This is a genomic window from Luteimonas sp. AC640a (assembly GCF_979256585.1).
The window spans coordinates 50588-66855 of record NZ_CEEDOV010000022.1 but is presented as its reverse complement, the minus strand read 5'-3'; the positions used below and the strand labels follow the sequence as shown (position 1 = coordinate 66855).

Here is a 16268-nt window from a genome sequence, read left to right as displayed (position 1 = left end):
AACAGCGCCCGAGGGCGCTGTTGTCGTGTCGGAACTGCCGTCCTGTTAGGGGCGGCGCTCCTGGTCGAGCTTGGTGCCACCCGCGATCGGCTCCCCGATCCCGTCCTGGCCCGCAAGCGACGGCTCATCGTCCTTGAGCGTGTCGAGATGCATCAGGCGACGGATCAGCGGTGCGACGAAGATCATCGCCACGCCGACGCCGACGGCCAGCCAGCCGACGTTCGAGTAGACCTCGAGCACGCGCTCGGGGCCCGCGCCTTCTCCACCCGTCGCCGCAGAGATCAGGCCCGCAGCGAAGTTGCCGGTCGCCGATGCGAAGAACCATGCACCCATCAGCAAGCTCGCCATGTGCGCGGGCGCGAGCCGGTTCATCGCCGACAGACCGACGGGAGACAGGCACAGTTCGCCAGTGGTGTGAATAAAGTAGATCAGGAAGATGAAGAGGACCGGGGTCATCTGTCCGGGACCGGCGCTGTGCGCGCCCCAGACCAGCACCAGGAAGCCCAGGCCCACCTGGATCACGGCGAGCGCGAACTTCAGCGGCGTCGACGGCTCCCAGCCACGACGTCCCAGCCACAACCACAGCATCGCGAACAGCGGTGCGAGCAGGATGATGTAGATCGAGTTCAGCGCCTGGAACATCGCGGCCGGCACCGGCCAACCGAAGAGATGACGGTCGACCGAACGGTCGGTGTAGAGGTTCAACGACGCGCCCGCCTGTTCGAACAGCGCCCAGAACAGAATCGAACCCACGATGAGAATCAGAGCCGCGAAGATCCGGTTGCGCGCCTCGCGATCCAGCTTGAAGACGGCCGTGTAGAGCACGTAGCCCATCAGCAGTGCGCCGGTGCCCATCAGCAGGCCGCCGACCAGCTTCTGGTACTGGATCAGGAACCAGACCAAGCCAACCGCAAGCACGCCGAGGACATACAACAGCCATTCGAAGCGAATGCCCATGACTGGCGCTGCGAGCCGCTCGGGCATCTTCGATTCGCCACGACCCATCAACAGCGGCTTGCCGAGCACGAACACGATCAGGCCCAGCAACATGCCGACACCCGCCGCACCGAAGCCGTAGGCCCAGCCGTAGGTCTGGCCCAGATAGCCGGCGATCAACGCGCCCATCGCCGCGCCGAGGTTGATGCCCATGTAGAAGATCGTGTACGCCGGGTCCCGACGGATGTCGGTACGCGGATACAGCTGACCGACCATCACCGAGATGTTGGCCTTCAGGAAGCCCGAGCCGACGATGATGAAGGCGAGCGCCAGCCAGAAGATGTTGATCTCGGCCGCGCTCTGGCCGCCGTCACCTTCGAACGCCATCAGGAAATGACCGAAGGTCAGCAGCACGGCGCCGAACACCACCGCTTTGCGCTGCCCCAGATACCGATCGGCCAGATAGCCACCCACGACCGGCGCGATGTACACCAGCGCCGTGTACGCACCGTAGATCACCGAGGCCTCGGAATCCGAGTACATCCAGTGCTGCACGAGATAGAAGATCAGCAGCGCGCGCATGCCGTAGTAGGAGAACCGCTCCCACATTTCGGCGAAGAACAGCACGAACAGGCCGCGCGGATGGCCGAGGATGGTTTTCTTTTCCTCGGCGGCGTACGGATTCATTGACACGTAGGGCGACTCCTGACGTTGATCGATGCCCCGGGACAGCCCGGGCGACGCGCTAACTTAGCGGCGCCCGGACCACATGGAAAGTGACCATTGCCACTCCCGGAACGCCGCCGCCTGCTGTCGCGCCGGCGGCGCACAACGCGTTCGCCTATTCAGCCGACCGGGTAGGTGTAGCTCGCGCCGACGCCCAGCGGCAGGCCCAGTGCCCAGAAGCCGAGCAGGAACGCCGACCACACGATCAGCAGCGTGATCGAGAATGGCAGCATCAACGCCAGCAGGGTGCCGATGCCGCTGGACTTCACGTAGCGCTGGCAGAACACCACGATCAGCGGGAAGTACGGCAGCAGCGGCGTGATGATGTTGGTGCTGGAGTCGCCGACGCGATACGCAGCCTGAGTGAGATCGGGCGAGATGCCCAGCTGCATCAGCATCGGCACCATGATCGCGCCGATCAGCGCCCACTTCGCCGATGCCGAGCCGACCAGCAGATTGACGAAACCCGACAGGAGCACGATGCCGACCAGTGTCACGCCGGTCGGCAGACCGAGCGCCTGCAGACCGTTCGCGCCCTTGATCGCCAGCAGCGCGCCGAGGTTGCTCTGGCCGAAGGCATAGATGAACTGCGCGGCGAAGAACGCCATGACGATGTAGTAGCCCATGCCGCTCATCGCCTTGCTCATGCCGGCAATGATGTCGCGGTGCGATTTCACCGCGCCCGAGGCGTAGCCGTAGACGATGCCCGGCACGACGAACAGGATGAAGATCAGCGGCACGATCGACTGCATCAGCGGCGCGTTCGCCACCAGCAGTTCGCCTGCCCCCGTGGCCGCATCCGCGGGTGCGCGCCAGGCCGAGCCGGCGCCCAGTGCAGTGGCCGCAACGCCGACCGCTACCACCACCATCGCCAGCACCGCCATCCACAGACCACGACGCTCGCGCGCGGTCAGCGCGTCCATCGTCGGCATGTCGCTGGCATCGCCGTCGACCACCGTGTTGCGCAGGCGCGGCTCGATCACGCGATCCGTCAGGAACCAGCCGACCAGCACGATCAGGCCGGTCGATGCGGTGGTGAAGTAGTAATTGTTGAGCGGATTGATGATCACCGACGGGTCGATCAGGTTCGCCGCTTCCTGGGTCAGGCCCGACAGCAGCGGATCGAGACTCGACGGAATGAAGGTTGCCGAAAAACCGCCCGATACGCCGGCGAATGCGGCCGCAATACCGGCCAGCGGATGCCGCCCGGCGGCGTAGAAGATCACCGCGCCCAGCGGGATCACCAGCACGTAGCCCGCGTCCACCGCGACGTGACTGAAGATGCCGACCGCGATCAGCATCGGCGTCAGCAGCATTTTCGGCGTCACCGAGAGCACCGCGCGCAAGGCCGCGTTGATGAAACCGGTGTGCTCGGCGACGCCCAGGCCGAGCATCGCGACCAGCACCACGCCCAGCGGCGCGAAGGTCACGAAGGTGCGGACCATGTCCGCCATGAAGGTCGTGAAACTGGTGCCTGCGAGCAGGTTGCGGATCTGCAGCGGATCGCCGCTGCGCGGATCGATCTCGGCAAAACTGACATTGGCCAGCAGCGCGGATATCACCCACACCAGCAGCATCAGGCCCAGGAACAACACCGCCGGATCCGGCAGCTTGTTGCCGACGCGTTCGACCGCGTCGAGGAATCGGGCGACCACGCCGCGCGGCGCGAGTGTCTCGGAAACGGGCTGATTCATGCGGTGGGCTCCCCTGCTGGCATGCGACCCGGCATCCTATCAGCCGGGGGCCCCGCGAGTGCCCGCACGCCGACCCAGCACGGAAAACCCCGGCACGTGGCCGGGGTTTTCGTCAAACCTGCAATCGCGATCAGGGCGTGTAGCTGGCCCGCACCGTCAGGCGACCGAAGGCGCGTTCGCCCAACACACGCACGTACCACGTGCCCGCCTGCGGCGCTGCGAGCGTCACCGTCTCGTTGTTGCCCGGACGCTGCGAACGCAGCTGCCACGCACCGACCGTCGGCAGCACGTCGCGACTCGCATACAGCGACACGTCACCGGTGCCGCCGGCCGTGAGGATGCGCAGATTGCGCGCACCGGCCGGCACGTCGATGCGGAACAGGCGCGATTCGCCCGCTGCACCTTCGATGCCGCCGAGCTGCACGCCATTGACCAGCGGCTGCGCAGCCGTTGCCGGGTCTTCGACGATGGACACTGCTGCGACGGCGCTGTCATTGGCCGCATTCGGATCCTGCGTCTGCGAGGTTGCAGCGACGGTCAGCGTCACGGTCTCGTCGATCAGCGCCTCGGGTGCGACCGCCGACAGTGCGAATACCGCCTGCGCTGTATTCGCCAGCGTCTCGCTGCTGCACGAAAGCGTGGTCTTGCCATCAGCCACGGCCGGCGCATCGCAGCTCCAGTCGGCAGGCGGCGTGACCTGCAGATCGTCGAGTTCCGCATCCAGCGCCGCGCCGAAGCCCGGGAACTGCGCGGCATCGGGACCTGCGTTGACCAGCGTCGCGGTGAACGCGAGCGTGTCGCCCGCGAACACTTCCGCATTCGCCGCTTCCACCGTGATGCCCAGATCGGCCACCGTCGACGGCTGCAGACGCACCAGCAGCACCGTCGGATCGTGATCGGACAGACGCGTCGGCGTGTTCGCATCGTTGCGCGCAACTTCGGGGAAGTCGGCATTGATGCGCGCGTGGCTGACGTCGAGACCCACGACCAGCGGCGAATCCACCAGCGCCTGGTTCACCAGCACGTGGTCGAGCGACTGCGCCTGGTAATCGAACACGAACGAGTAGCGCTCCTCAGCGGACGCTTCCAGGGTCATGTTGAGCAGCGACGGTGCGATCAGCACCGCGCCGTCGTTGTCGACCGCGGTTTCGCCATCGGGCGACGGCAGGCCGGTGACCGTGCCCATCGCGTCGACGTAGCCGTCGTTGAACTCGAACGCGTTGAAATCGCCGAGCACCACGATCTGTCGCGTCGCATCGTCCTTCTGCATGCCGTCGATCAGCGTGGCCAAATACTCGGCCTGCTTCTGGCGCTTGTCGCGCACGCGCTGGCCGCCGGTGAGCCAACCGTTGCTTCCGGCGGTATCGGCTTCGATGCCGCTCAGCGAACGCTGGTGGACGGCGATCGCGGTGAACGGATAGCTGCGGCCATCACTGAAGTGCGCCACGGCGTCGAGCACCAGCGGCGGACGGTCGTTGAGCACGCTGGTCGAACCGTTCGGATTGACCAGCACCTCTTCGCCACCTTCCTGCACCACCGTGTTCACCGTGATGCGGGCGACGCTGCCGACCGATGCGGTCTTGACCAGGAAGCCGACGTCGATGCCGCCGACGTCGAAGCCTTCTTCCAGATACGCGACGTAAGCAGGATCCGGCTGGCCTGCGGCAATCGCATCGGCGTTGATGCGGTTGGCGAGCGTGGTCAGCACCGGCAGGTTCTCGACCTCGGTGACACCGACGACGTCCGGGGTGTGCAGATACGCGCGGATGCCGATCGAGGCCTTCGACAGGCGACGCTCCAGCGCGGCCGGCGTCAGCGTCGGACCGCTGTTGGCGTCGTTCACCGTGTCGAAGAAGCGCTGCAGATTGTAGGTCGCGAATGTCACGTGGTCGGGGCCCGGCAGCATCGACGGACGCGGCTCGCCGGCGCCCGTGCAGTCGCTGGTGAGCGCGCCTTCCGGATAGATCGTGTAGCGGCGGAAGGTGTAGTCGAGCGGACCGGTCAGCGAACCACCGGTGATGCGGCAGCCGGCTGCGAGGTCGGCCGTCGGTGCGCCGATCGTGCTGCTGTTGACCGCGATCAGTTCCGGGTTGTAGTCCCAGCGCGGAATGTTCGGCGCAACGCTGCCCAGCGGATCGGGATCCGGAATCTGGATGCCCGGCTCGCGGAACGGACGCGCCGTGCCGGTGACGACGACGGCGAAGCGGCCGTTGCTGCTGCCGGTCGCCTGCGCTTCATTGGTGTTGCCCGTGGTCGGCGCGACGACGGTGAAGCTCGGCGCGGTGACGCGCATGCCTTCCAGATGTTCCAGCTGCTCGAGACCGCCGGTGGCATTGGGCATGTCGTTGGTGAGCACGATCGCGGCGGGGAGCGCGTGACCTTCCGACAACTTGACCACCGATGCATTGGTGATCTGGGTCAGCGGCAGCTGCAGCGGATCGGCAGCCGGCACGTATTCGGTCACCGTGCCCTGCACCAGCACCTTGTTGCCGACCGCGACATCGTCCGACGGCGCGCTGCTGGTGAACACGAACAGACCTTCCGATGTCGCCGGATTGCCGTCGTCTTCGCCGTCCGGCGTCTGGATGAAGAAGCCGTTGTTCTTGCGACCGGTGACGATGCCCGAGGTCGCGACCGGCTGGCCCTCGACCGGCGAACGCGCGCCGCTGCCCTGGATCGCATGGATCGGCAGCGTGGTCACATCATCGTTGAGGATCGTGACGACGGCCTGGCCCTTCGCCACTTCCGCGCCCGACACATCGCCGAGGTTGATGTAGAAGATCTCGTCCGGCTCGACGGTCTCGTCGCCGACGACGTCGACGCTCAGGCTCAGCTCGCGCTGGCCTTCTTCGAAACTGATCGTGCCCGAGCGCGCGATGTAGTCGTTGTCGGCGACGGTCGCCGTGCCATCGGCGGTCGTGTAGGTGAAGCTCACGCCCTCCGGGCCGGCCGGCTGGTTCAGCGACACGGTCACGAAGAACGGCGTGGTGTCGCTGTCGCCTTCGGCGCCACTGGTGTCGGTGATGCTCAGATAGCGCGTGCCGCCACCACTGCAGATGTTCGGAATGCTGGCGCTGTTACGTGGCGCCGCCAGACCCGCGGTGAAATCGGCCGCGTTGTGGTTGCTGTCGGTGCACCCCTCGCCCGCGCGAATCGCTGCGGTCGTATTGGTCAATGCAGGCGCCGCTGCGGCGCCTTCGAAACAGTTCGCGGTGCCGTAGCCGACGAGGTCGAGCACGCCCGCCGGACACGACCCGCTCAGCGCAGCGGCACTCTCGACGAGCGCCACCTTGCCGTTGCCGCCGGCCATGGCGATGGTGCCGGTGGCATCGGGCGCCGGCAGATCCACGGTGCCTCCGCTGCCATCGGCCTGCTTGACGAGGTAGTACGCGCCCGGCGCGATGCTCCCCTCGAGGGCGGTGAGCTGCCAGCTCGTGCCGCTGGTCGATGCGTACTGCACCGTCCAGCCACTCACGTCGACCGGCAGGTCGCCGTTGTTGTGCAGTTCGATGAAGTCGCTGCGGTAGGTCGCACCGCTGTTGCCGCCACCGCCGTAGACCTGGCTGATGACGACCTCGCCATGCGCGGCGCCTGCGCCGCCACACAGCAACAAGGCCGACAACAGCCGGCTGGTTGTTCGAGTCATGCGTGAATCCCCAAGAGTCCCCGGGCGACAGCGCCCCACGCCCGATTGTGCCGGGGTTGGATGGCGATTGCATGACGCCTGCCGACACTTGTGGCCGTACAGCGTCAGCGCGCCCGGGAGCGGAGGGCCTGCGGTACCCTGCGCCGATGACGATCGACCGCAACCAGCGCCCCCTCGAAGACGGCATCCACCGCGACCTGTCCGGCCGCATCACCTACGGCGGTTATCTGCGTCTGGACCTGCTGCTGGCCGCGCAGCAGCCACTGTCGCAGCCGCCGCACCACGACGAGATGCTGTTCGTCGTACAGCACCAGGTCTCGGAGCTGTGGCTCAAGCTGCTGATCCACGAGCTGTCGGCGGCGATCGGCCACCTGCAGCGCGACGAGGTCTGGCGCTGCCGCAAGGTGCTGGCGCGCTGCAAGCAGGTGCTGCGGCAGCTGACCGAGCAGTGGTCGGTGCTGGAGACGATGACGCCGGCCGAGTACATGGAATTCCGCGACGTGTTGGGTCCTTCGTCGGGCTTCCAGTCTTTGCAGTACCGCACCGTCGAGTTCCTGCTCGGCAACAAGAACGCGGCGATGCTCGATGTGTTCGCCCACGAACCCGACGGTCAGGCGGCACTGCAGACCGTGCTCGACGCGCCCGGCCTCTACGACGAATTCCTGTGCTACCTCGCCCGCTGGGGCCATCCGGTCGATCCCCGGCATCTGCAGCGCGACTGGCGCCAGCCGCACACCTTCGATGCCACGCTGGTGCCGGTGTTCGAATCGATCTACGAGGACACCGAACGCCACTGGCGCGAGTACTCGCTGTGCGAGGACCTGGTGGATCTGGAATCCCAGTTCCAGTTGTGGCGCTTCCGCCACATGCGCACGGTGATGCGCATCATCGGCTTCAAGCGCGGCACCGGCGGCTCGAGCGGCGTGGGCTTCCTCAAGCAGGCGCTGGAGTTGACGTTCTTCCCCGAACTGTTCGAAGTCCGCACGCACGTCGGGCCGGGGCGCGGCAGCGACGCCGACGCCAGCGCCGCGCCGTAATGGATCAGCTGCCGTCCGGCACGCTCCACGGGCGCCGCGCGCTCGTCGCGGGCGGCAGCCGCGGCATCGGACTGGCGATCGCGGACGCACTGGCGCAGGCCGGCGCCGCCGTGTCCATCTGCGCACGGCGCAGACGCACTGGACCATGCTGCCTCCCGACTCGGGATCCATGGCAACCGGGTACACACGCACCGCTGCGATCTTGCCGAAGCGGATGCGCCTGCCGGCTGGGTCGAGGCCGCGGCGCTGGCGCTCGGCGGGGTCGACATCGTGGTCAACAACGCCTCCACACTCGCCCATGGCACCGACGACGATGCCTGGCGGGCCGGCTTCGAGGTCGACCTGATGGCTGCGGTGCGCTGCAATCGCGCCGCCTTGCCGCATCTGCGCGACAGCCAACACCCCGCGATCCTCAACATCGTCTCGATCAACGCGTTGCGACCCACGCCACGCGCAACCGCCTATTCCACCGCGAAGGCGGCCCTGACGTACTACACGGTGACGCTGGCCGCGGAACTCGCACCGGCGCGCATCCGCGTCAACGCGCTTGCGCCGGGATCGATCGAGTTTCCCGGCGGCCTGTGGGCTGCACGCGCCATCGAAGATCCCGCCTTGTACAGCCGCGTGCGCGATTCGATTCCGTTCGGCGGCTTCGGTGCCTCCGGGGATGTCGCAGCCGCTGCCCTGTTCCTGTGTTCGGACCAGGCGCGATGGATCACCGGGCAGGTCCTCGCGGTCGACGGTGGCCAAATGCTTGCAGGCTGATCGACCGGCGCGTCGCCTGCCGCATGCCGCGCATCGAGCGCAAGCTGGGGTGCGCCCCAGCATCTCCCTCACGTCACACGGTCTACAGTCCGCGCCCATTCATCAAAAAGAAAGGCGGCGCGATGTCGATCATGGTCTGGGCGATTGTCGGTGGTCTGGTTGGATTCGGTGCACTCGTGTTCACCGCGAACCGGGCGAAGAGTGCGAACAACCCCTGGGACGAGCGCACGTTCAACGCAGAGGGCGATGTGCTCGCACGCATCGACACGTGGGCGTCCGCCAACGGCTACAAGCTGCGCAGCGATGACGGCCGCCGCCGCGTCTACCAGAAGGGCGTCAACTTCCTGACCGCGCCGATGCGCTTCGAAGTGGACCGCGATGGCGACCGCTACACCACGCGCAGCTACGTGCACGTCGATGCGCTGGTGATGCAGGGCAATCTGGCGCTCACGCATCCCGGCGTGGTCGCCAAGGTGCCGCGCTCGAATGCGCGCAAGGCGCAGAACCTGCTGTTCGCCGATCTGGGCCAGCCGCTGCTGCCCTGATCACATCGGCTGTGCGATCAGCGCGCGATCCTCCGGTGCATCCACATCGGAGGATCGGAGATGCCGCACCACAGCCGCCTGTCCACGTTCGTACTCGACTGCCAAGTCGAGGATCTCGCGCCGCACGTCGAATTCTGGCGCCAGGCGCTCCGCAAGCCGGTCAAGCCGCTGCCACCCGAAGACGATGACGGCCGCTACGCGGTGCTGGACACCGCCGACGACGAGCCGGTGCTGATGCTGCAGAAGGTCGACCACGCGTCGCGCATCCATCTCGACATCGAGGCCGACGACGTCGACGCCGAAGTCGCGCGCCTGGAACAGCTCGGCGCCGTGCGCGTCGAACAGGTGAAAACCTGGTGGGTCATGCAGGCGCCGAGCGGGCACCGCTTCTGCGTCGTGCGCCCGCAACGCACGCCGATGGGCCCGCACCGCAGCACCTGGGACTGACGACCGGTCTCAGAACCTGTTCACGATCTGTCGCGAGCGCAGCCGGATGGCGCGTGGCGGAGCGCAGAAAGCGCAGTGTACGTGCGGGTACATGAGCATTGCGAGCACCGCACGCGCGTCATCCGGCAAGCGCAGCAAGATCGTGGACAGGTTCTCAGCCGGCGCGGGCTTGCCGGTCCAACCACACACCGAGGCCCTGCGCGTTGATGACGATATCGCCGCCGAGGATTTCCTGTACGCGCGCATCCGCGTTCTCAATGCCGTGCGCGAGCGCGCGACCGATATAGAGCCGCGTCAGGCCGACGACGATGCGCTCGTGGCGATCGGCATGCCCATGCGCATCGCGCGCGATCGCGACCATCGCATCGATCTGCGCGTGCAGATCGGCCGCAAGCCGCGTGCAGTCGGTGACTTCGCCGTAATGCGCGATGCGGATCGACACCGGCGACTTCGCGAGTAGCTTGTCGATCGAGGTGTGCATCTGTTCGGGATCGAACTGCACCGGCGAGGTCGTCGGTAGGACGAAGGCGCCGTTCGCGGTATCGAGTTCGCGATACGACAGGCCGAACGTATCGCCGGCGAACCAGCTGCGCGTCGCGGCGTCCCAGACGCTGTAGTGATGCAGCGCGTGGCCGGGCGTGTCGATGCACAGCAGCGGACGCTCGGCGAGTTCGACGACATGGCCTTCGTCGGCGATGACCACACGGTCTTCGGCGACCGGCAGCATGCCGGCGTGATCGCGCTCGAACATCGCTTCGCCGTAGACGGCCTTCGCACCGGCGATGAGTTTCGTGGGATCGATCATGTGCGGCGCGCCGCGCGGGTGCACGACGAGCTTCGCGTTCGGCAACGCGCGGATTAGCGGGCCCGCTGCACCGGCGTGATCGAGATGCACATGCGTGACCATCAGCCAGTCGACTGCGTCGCGCGCTACACCGGCTGCGTCGATCGCATCCAGCACCGTCTGCGCGCAGGTCGCGGTGCCGCAGTCGATCAGCGCGGCGCGGCCGCCGGACTCGACGAGATAGGCCGCGCACAGACCGGGGCGGACGTAGCCGGTGTCGATGATCGTGATCGCGTGTTGATCGTGCATCGCGCGTCTCCCGTTGGACAGAACCGACAGTCTAGGGCGCGCGGTGCGCGCGCCCGATACGGCCTTGGTCAGAGCCGCTCAGCCGCGGCGGCGCAATACGCGCTTACGCACTGCGAATGCAGTGCCGAGCACCGCCAGAAACACGCCGTAGCCCAGGGCCGTCGCCAGGATCTGCGCCCACATGCTGCCGTGCCCGCGGTCGGCGACCGCGTGCGCCCAGTGGATCGACATCAGGAATGCGACGACGGACGCTGCGAGACTGACGAGATCGAACACGATCCGGCGCGCGCCGCGCGGCTGGCGCGGATACACCCAGAACAGCACGCCCAGAATCAGAAACCACGGGAGGAACAGCAGCAGCGCGAGATTCTGCGCAATGGTCGGGTTCACGAGGCGGCCTTCTCGGCATCGGCAGCGGCCAGCGCATCGAAGGCGGCCTGCACGGTGGCGGCGTCGACGCCCTCGCCGAGGGTGGCCGGCGCGTCAACGAGCGCGAGTTCACCGCGGCGCAGGCGCGCGATCGTCTGGCCCGCATCGCGCGGCGCATCGAAGGCCGCGCTCTGCAGCAGCACGCGTTCGCCGTCGACGAGCTTGAAATAGAACTTCCCGTCGGCTTCGCGGTACTGCTTGAACGCCGGCGGCGCGGCCTTGGCGGACGCAGGCGCATCGGATGGAATCGACGCCGCGCTGCCGAGGTTGCGCAGGCCGACCGCGTCGCGCAGTTCGCGCAGCAACGGAATCGCGTAACGTTCGCGCAGGCGCTGGCCGCCGTCACGCAGGATGTCCTCGATGTCACCCGGCTTCGCGATCAGATCTTCGTAGCGTTCGCGCATCGGCGCGATCTCGCGCTCGACGACATCGAACAGCTGCTGCTTCGCATCGCCCCAGCCGATGCCGTCGGCGAATGCTGCCGAGAAACCCGCGGTCTCGTCCGGGGTCGCGAAGGCCTGGTAGAGCTGGAACAGCGCCGAGCCGTCGGTTGACTTCGCTTCGCCCGGCATCTTCGAATCGGTGAGGATCGAGAACACCAGCTTCTTCAGCTGCGCTTGCGGCACGAACAGCGGAATGGTGTTGTCGTAGCTCTTGCTCATCTTGCGGCCGTCGAGACCCGGCAGCGTCGCCACGTTGTCGTCGATCGCGGCTTCCGGCAGGTTGAACCAGTCGCGGCCGTAGACGTGATTGAAGCGCTGGGCGAAATCGCGCGCCATCTCGATGTGCTGGATCTGGTCGCGGCCCACCGGCACCCGATCGGCATTGAAGATCAGGATGTCGGCGGCCATCAGTACCGGATACATGAAGAGACCGGCCGTCACCGCGGCATCGTCGTCTTCGCCGTCGGCGCGGTTCTTGTCGACCGCGGCCTTGTAGGCATGCGCGCGATTGAGGATGCCCTTGCCCGCCACGCAGGTGAGCAGCCACATCAGCTCCGTCGTCTCCGGCACATCGCTCTGACGGTAGAACCACACCTTGGACGGATCGAGTCCGGCCGCGAGCCACGCCGCCGACACTTCCAGCGTCGAACGCTGCACGCGCAAGGCGTCCTGCGTGTTCACGAGACTGTGCAGGTCGGCAAGGAAATAGAAACTTTCAGTGTTCGGCGCCCTGCTGGCGTTCACCGCCGGGCGTACGGCACCGACGTAATTGCCGATGTGGGGAGCCCCTGAAGGCTTGATACCCGTCAGGACACGGAGGGGACGCTGGGACATGGGCTGGCGACTGCGGAAAACAGGCTGTAAGTCTAACCGCTGGCCGGTGCGGGGCCGGCCGTAACCCCGTTCGCGACGCGGGGCCGTTCGTCATCCCACCACCCCGCGAGAATCCCGCCATGTCCGCATCCCGTTCCTTCCGTTCTGCCACCGCCTGGCTGGTGCTGGCCAGCCTGCTCACGATGCCTGTTGCGCACGCGGCCCGCGCCTGGAAGGCGCAAGAGCGTGTCCGCATCGAGGTCGTCGATCGCGATACCGGCAGCACGGCGCAGCCCGTGTCGCATCGTGGCGACAGCTGGATCGCCGGCACGCCGGGCGCGCCGTATGCGATCCGCCTGACCAACACGACCGGCGCGCGCGTCCTCGTCGTGCTGTCGGTCGACGGCGTCAATGCGATCAGCGGCGAGACCGCCGCGCCATCGCAGACCGGCTATGTGCTTGCGCCCTGGCAGACCACCGAGATCACCGGCTGGCGCAAGTCGCACGACGACGTCGCACGTTTCGAGTTCGCCGCGCTCGGCGACAGCTATGCGGCGCGCACCGGCCGTCCGGACAACGTCGGCACGATCGGCATCGCGGTGTTCGGCGAACGTGCGGCACAGCCGCCTGTCGCGGTATCGCGGGCGCCCTACCCGGCACCACCGGCGCCGTCTGGGTCATCTGCCCGGGGACGCTCGGCGTCCGCTTCCTCGGATTCGATTGCATCCGAATCCACCACGTCGGACATGCGCGCCGAGCCCCAGAGCATGGGCACCGGCCATGGCGCACGCGAGTGGGCGCCGGTGGCGTCGACCGCATTCGAGCGCGCCGCGCGCACGCCCGTGCAGATCACCACGCTGCGCTACGACAGCGTCGATGCGCTGGTGGCGCGCGGCGTGCTGCCGCGACATCACGCCTGGGCACAGGGACGTCGTCCCGAAGCGTTTCCGGGCGGCTTCGTACCGGATCCCTGATCCATCCGGATTCCGAGACTCCGCTCATGCAAACGGACCGGCACAGGCCGGTCCGTTCTGGTTGCGCGGGTTCCGTGCGTCGCAACGCACGGCGTGCGGCATCAGCCGTCGAGCGTCTTCTCGAAGTCTTTGACTTCCTGCTCGGCGCGATCGCGCTCCCAGCCGTACTTCTCCTGCAACTTGCCCGCGAGATATTTGCTGTCACCGGCCGCGACATCGAACACGTCGTCGGTCAGGTCGCCCCACTTGGCCTGCGCCTTGCCCTTCACCTGGGTCCACTTGCCGGCAATGATGTCTTTGTTCATGGCGATCGATCCTGTCTTCGGGTGGATGCGGCGCGGATGCATTGGCGCATGCGTATTCCGTTGCCGCGAAGCCACCTTCGCATCGCGGCCATCAAACCCGGGTCGAGAATTCGTAAGTCGCGTCGTCACGTCGCTGAGCGAGCACGCGTCGACCTCGGATTGCGCGCATAAAAAAAGGCCGGCAATGCCGGCCTTTTCGTGCGATGGACTGCGTGGATCAGGGACGCGTGGTGGTGCCGCCGGTGTTGTTGGCGCTGTCTTCCACCTTCTCGCCAACCTTCTGCACGTCCTGGCCAGCACCCTTCATGGTGTTGCAGGCGGTCAGGGTGCCAACGGTGAACATGGCGAGCAGCATCAGTGCGGTCAAACGCTTCATGGGATTCTCCAGGGATTCCGGTTTCGTTGCGAACAGCTGCGGACTTCCGCAACCATGGCGCGACTATAGAAACCTGCCTTGTGAAAGCCGTGTGCACCGATTCAAACGTCCGCATCGCGCGTTCAACGATGCGCGCGTGGCGTGAAGACGTTCGATTCAGTCGCGCATCAAGGTGGACTTGCCGAACAGGCTCTCGACCAGATCCACCGCCAGTTCCGCGGTCGTGTTGCCCTGATCGAGCGCCGTGTTGACCTCGACGATGTCCAGCGAGCCCAGACGCCCGCTGTCAGCGATCATTTCCATCACCAGCTGCGCCTCGCGATAGTTGATGCCGCCCGGCACCGGCGTGCCCGTGCCGGGCGCGATGGTCGGGTCGAGCACGTCGACGTCGAAGCTGACATGCAGGTGTGTGTCATCGTCGAGACCCTCCAGCGCCTCCTCCACCACCCGACGCATGCCGACCTCGTCGATGTAGCGCATGTCGTAGATGTCGAGGCCGTGTTCCTTGACCAGACGCTTCTCGTCGGGATCGACCGAGCGGATGCCGATCTGGCGGAACTGCGCGACCTGCATCGACGGCGACACGCCGCCCAGCCCGGTCAGTTCATCGGGACCGATACCGCACAGGCAGGCCACCGGCATGCCGTGCACGTTGCCCGACGGGGTGATCTGCGAGGTGTTGAAGTCGGTGTGCGCGTCCAGCCACAGCACGCGCAGCTTGCGGCCCGTCGCGCGGCAGTGGTTGGCGACCGCGGCGATCGAGCCGATCGCCAGGCAATGGTCGCCGCCGAGCATGATCGGCATGCGCCCGCGCGCGAGTTCCGCACTGGACGCCTCGAGCACCGCGCGGTTCCAGGCGACCACTTCGTCGAGATGGCGATAGCCTTCGCGCGGGCCGGTCCACGGATTCTTCGGACCCTTGAGATCGCCGAGGTCGTCGACATCGACGCCGCGCGCGATCAGTGCCTCGACCAGTCCCGCGACGCGCAGGCCTTCGGGCCCCATCGATGCACCGCGGCGACCGGCGCCCACGTCGGTGGGCACGCCGAAGATCGACACCTGGGAATTTGTCTGCTGCATGACCTCTCCTGAGCGAATGCGCGGCCATCGCGCGCATGGCGATGGCGGTGATGGCATCGACGCCGGGGTGGCCATGGGAGGCGCCAGGCAGGCGCGGGCGCACGCAGAACGACATCGGAACTGGTGCCGGCACCCGGATTCGAACTGGGGACCTACCGCTTACAAGGCGGTTGCTCTACCAACTGAGCTATGCCGGCATGGCATGCGGCCGGAGCCGCGGCGGAATTCTAACCTGCAACCCGTTGCGCGTTGCAGTCCCGCGTCTCGACACGTGCTGCGCCAACGCGGGACCGCAGCGCGTCGCCGGTGTCGCCTTCGGCCAGCGTCGCGTCGATCCAGTGGCGCGTCAGTGTGCTGCCCAGCGGCGCGGCATCGGCTTCAAAGCCGGCATCGCGCAACGCCTGCGCGCGCGCGCGCGCCGCTGGCTCACTGCCGAACCGGCCCAGCGCGATGCCATTGACCTCGGCGCCGTCTGCGATCACGTAGTAGTCGTTGAAGCCGGCCGCAAGCAGGCGCGCAACCATCGCATCGGACGCGGCGCGGTCCGGCAACGGGGCCATCCAGACGCGCCAGCCGCGCGGCGTTTCGCCGACATCGCGCGCAGCGACCTGCACGGCCACCGGCGCCAGCTGCGCCAACGCAGCATCCCGGCTCGTCGCATCGGCGAACGGCCCCAGCGCGACGCATTGCGCGGGATCGGCCGCGCGCAGCGCGGTGTCGACGACCGGGCCTTCGCCGGACTCGGCCGGTGTCGGTGTCGAGTCGGATGGATCCGCGTCGGGTTCGACGGACGCCGGCGTGGCGGCGCCATCCACTGGAGGCTCGCCGACCAGCTGCAGCGTCGACGGGCCCGCATCGACCAGCGCCGCGGCATCACCCGGATCACCGCGCAACGCCCACCACACCGCAACGCCAAAGTTGAGGATCACCAGCAGGACGACAGTCGCGCGCAGCAGCAT

14 protein-coding genes, 1 tRNA gene and 1 pseudogene are annotated in these 16268 nt (G+C 67.0%); 5 read left to right on the top strand and 11 right to left on the bottom strand.

Annotated elements, in window-relative coordinates; translation table 11 throughout:
• Window positions 1-45: 45 nt before the first annotated feature.
• From ACZ9YD_RS16215 to ACZ9YD_RS16205, 3 genes are all read right to left on the bottom strand, one after another.
• Window positions 46-1623 (bottom strand): peptide MFS transporter, encoded by a 1578-nt coding sequence (locus ACZ9YD_RS16215; RefSeq protein WP_465076432.1) that lies wholly within the window; start codon window positions 1621-1623, stop codon window positions 46-48.
• Window positions 1624-1781: 158 nt separating this feature from the next.
• Window positions 1782-3356 carry an AbgT family transporter gene (locus ACZ9YD_RS16210; RefSeq protein ID WP_465076305.1) on the bottom strand — a complete coding sequence of 525 codons (1575 nt, stop codon included), beginning with the start codon at window positions 3354-3356 and terminating at the stop codon, window positions 1782-1784.
• Window positions 3357-3486: 130 nt separating this feature from the next.
• The gene (locus ACZ9YD_RS16205; RefSeq protein ID WP_465076304.1) at window positions 3487-7002 is read right to left on the bottom strand and encodes a Calx-beta domain-containing protein; all 3516 of its coding nucleotides are present in this window, start codon (window positions 7000-7002) and stop codon (window positions 3487-3489) included.
• Between the two features lie 146 nt (window positions 7003-7148).
• Here ACZ9YD_RS16205 and ACZ9YD_RS16200 point away from each other — a divergent pair, with 146 nt between their 5' ends.
• The 4 genes and pseudogenes from ACZ9YD_RS16200 (at window position 7149) to ACZ9YD_RS16185 (ending at window position 9796) form a co-directional block, all read left to right on the top strand.
• Window positions 7149-8039 (top strand): tryptophan 2,3-dioxygenase, encoded by an 891-nt coding sequence (locus ACZ9YD_RS16200; protein ID WP_465076303.1) that lies wholly within the window; start codon window positions 7149-7151, stop codon window positions 8037-8039.
• Window positions 8039-8804 (top strand): annotated as a pseudogene (locus tag ACZ9YD_RS16195) (SDR family NAD(P)-dependent oxidoreductase). Before ACZ9YD_RS16200 ends, ACZ9YD_RS16195 begins: the two are co-directional and overlap by 1 nt.
• A gap of 122 nt (window positions 8805-8926) precedes the next feature.
• Window positions 8927-9349, top strand: a complete 423-nt coding sequence (locus ACZ9YD_RS16190) for a hypothetical protein (RefSeq protein WP_232150450.1) — start codon at window positions 8927-8929, stop codon at window positions 9347-9349.
• Window positions 9350-9409: 60 nt separating this feature from the next.
• Window positions 9410-9796: a VOC family protein gene (locus ACZ9YD_RS16185; protein WP_465076302.1), complete on the top strand. Its 387-nt coding sequence runs from the start codon at window positions 9410-9412 to the stop codon at window positions 9794-9796.
• 154 nt (window positions 9797-9950) lie between these two features.
• Here ACZ9YD_RS16185 and ACZ9YD_RS16180 read toward each other — a convergent pair whose 3' ends face one another.
• The 3 genes from ACZ9YD_RS16180 to ACZ9YD_RS16170 all read right to left on the bottom strand — a co-directional run bounded on the left by ACZ9YD_RS16180 (window position 9951) and on the right by ACZ9YD_RS16170 (window position 12595).
• Entirely contained in the window at window positions 9951-10889 is a 939-nt protein-coding gene (locus ACZ9YD_RS16180; RefSeq protein WP_465076301.1) for an MBL fold metallo-hydrolase, read from the bottom strand.
• A gap of 78 nt (window positions 10890-10967) precedes the next feature.
• Complete coding sequence (locus ACZ9YD_RS16175; protein WP_465076300.1) at window positions 10968-11279, bottom strand: hypothetical protein; 312 nt, start codon at window positions 11277-11279, stop codon at window positions 10968-10970.
• Window positions 11276-12595 (bottom strand): tryptophan--tRNA ligase, encoded by a 1320-nt coding sequence (locus ACZ9YD_RS16170; RefSeq protein ID WP_465076299.1) that lies wholly within the window; start codon window positions 12593-12595, stop codon window positions 11276-11278. The genes ACZ9YD_RS16175 and ACZ9YD_RS16170 overlap by 4 nt, the downstream gene beginning before the upstream one ends.
• Before the next feature lie 119 nt (window positions 12596-12714).
• Between ACZ9YD_RS16170 and ACZ9YD_RS16165 the strand changes: the two genes are divergently transcribed.
• A complete protein-coding gene (locus ACZ9YD_RS16165) occupies window positions 12715-13548 on the top strand; it encodes a hypothetical protein (RefSeq protein WP_465076298.1) in 834 nt (277 codons plus the stop codon).
• Window positions 13549-13649: 101 nt separating this feature from the next.
• Here the strand turns inward: ACZ9YD_RS16165 and ACZ9YD_RS16160 are convergent, their stop codons facing one another.
• The 5 genes from ACZ9YD_RS16160 to ACZ9YD_RS16140 all read right to left on the bottom strand — a co-directional run bounded on the left by ACZ9YD_RS16160 (window position 13650) and on the right by ACZ9YD_RS16140 (window position 16268).
• Entirely contained in the window at window positions 13650-13853 is a 204-nt protein-coding gene (locus ACZ9YD_RS16160) for a CsbD family protein (protein WP_465076297.1), read from the bottom strand.
• 217 nt (window positions 13854-14070) lie between these two features.
• Window positions 14071-14229: an entericidin A/B family lipoprotein gene (locus ACZ9YD_RS16155; RefSeq protein WP_465076296.1), complete on the bottom strand. Its 159-nt coding sequence runs from the start codon at window positions 14227-14229 to the stop codon at window positions 14071-14073.
• A gap of 156 nt (window positions 14230-14385) precedes the next feature.
• A complete protein-coding gene (gene rocF, locus ACZ9YD_RS16150) occupies window positions 14386-15309 on the bottom strand; it encodes an arginase (protein WP_465076295.1) in 924 nt (307 codons plus the stop codon).
• A 121-nt stretch (window positions 15310-15430) separates the two neighbouring features.
• Window positions 15431-15506: transfer RNA gene (locus tag ACZ9YD_RS16145), tRNA-Thr, on the bottom strand.
• Window positions 15507-15536: 30 nt separating this feature from the next.
• Entirely contained in the window at window positions 15537-16268 is a 732-nt protein-coding gene (locus ACZ9YD_RS16140; protein ID WP_465076294.1) for an SPOR domain-containing protein, read from the bottom strand.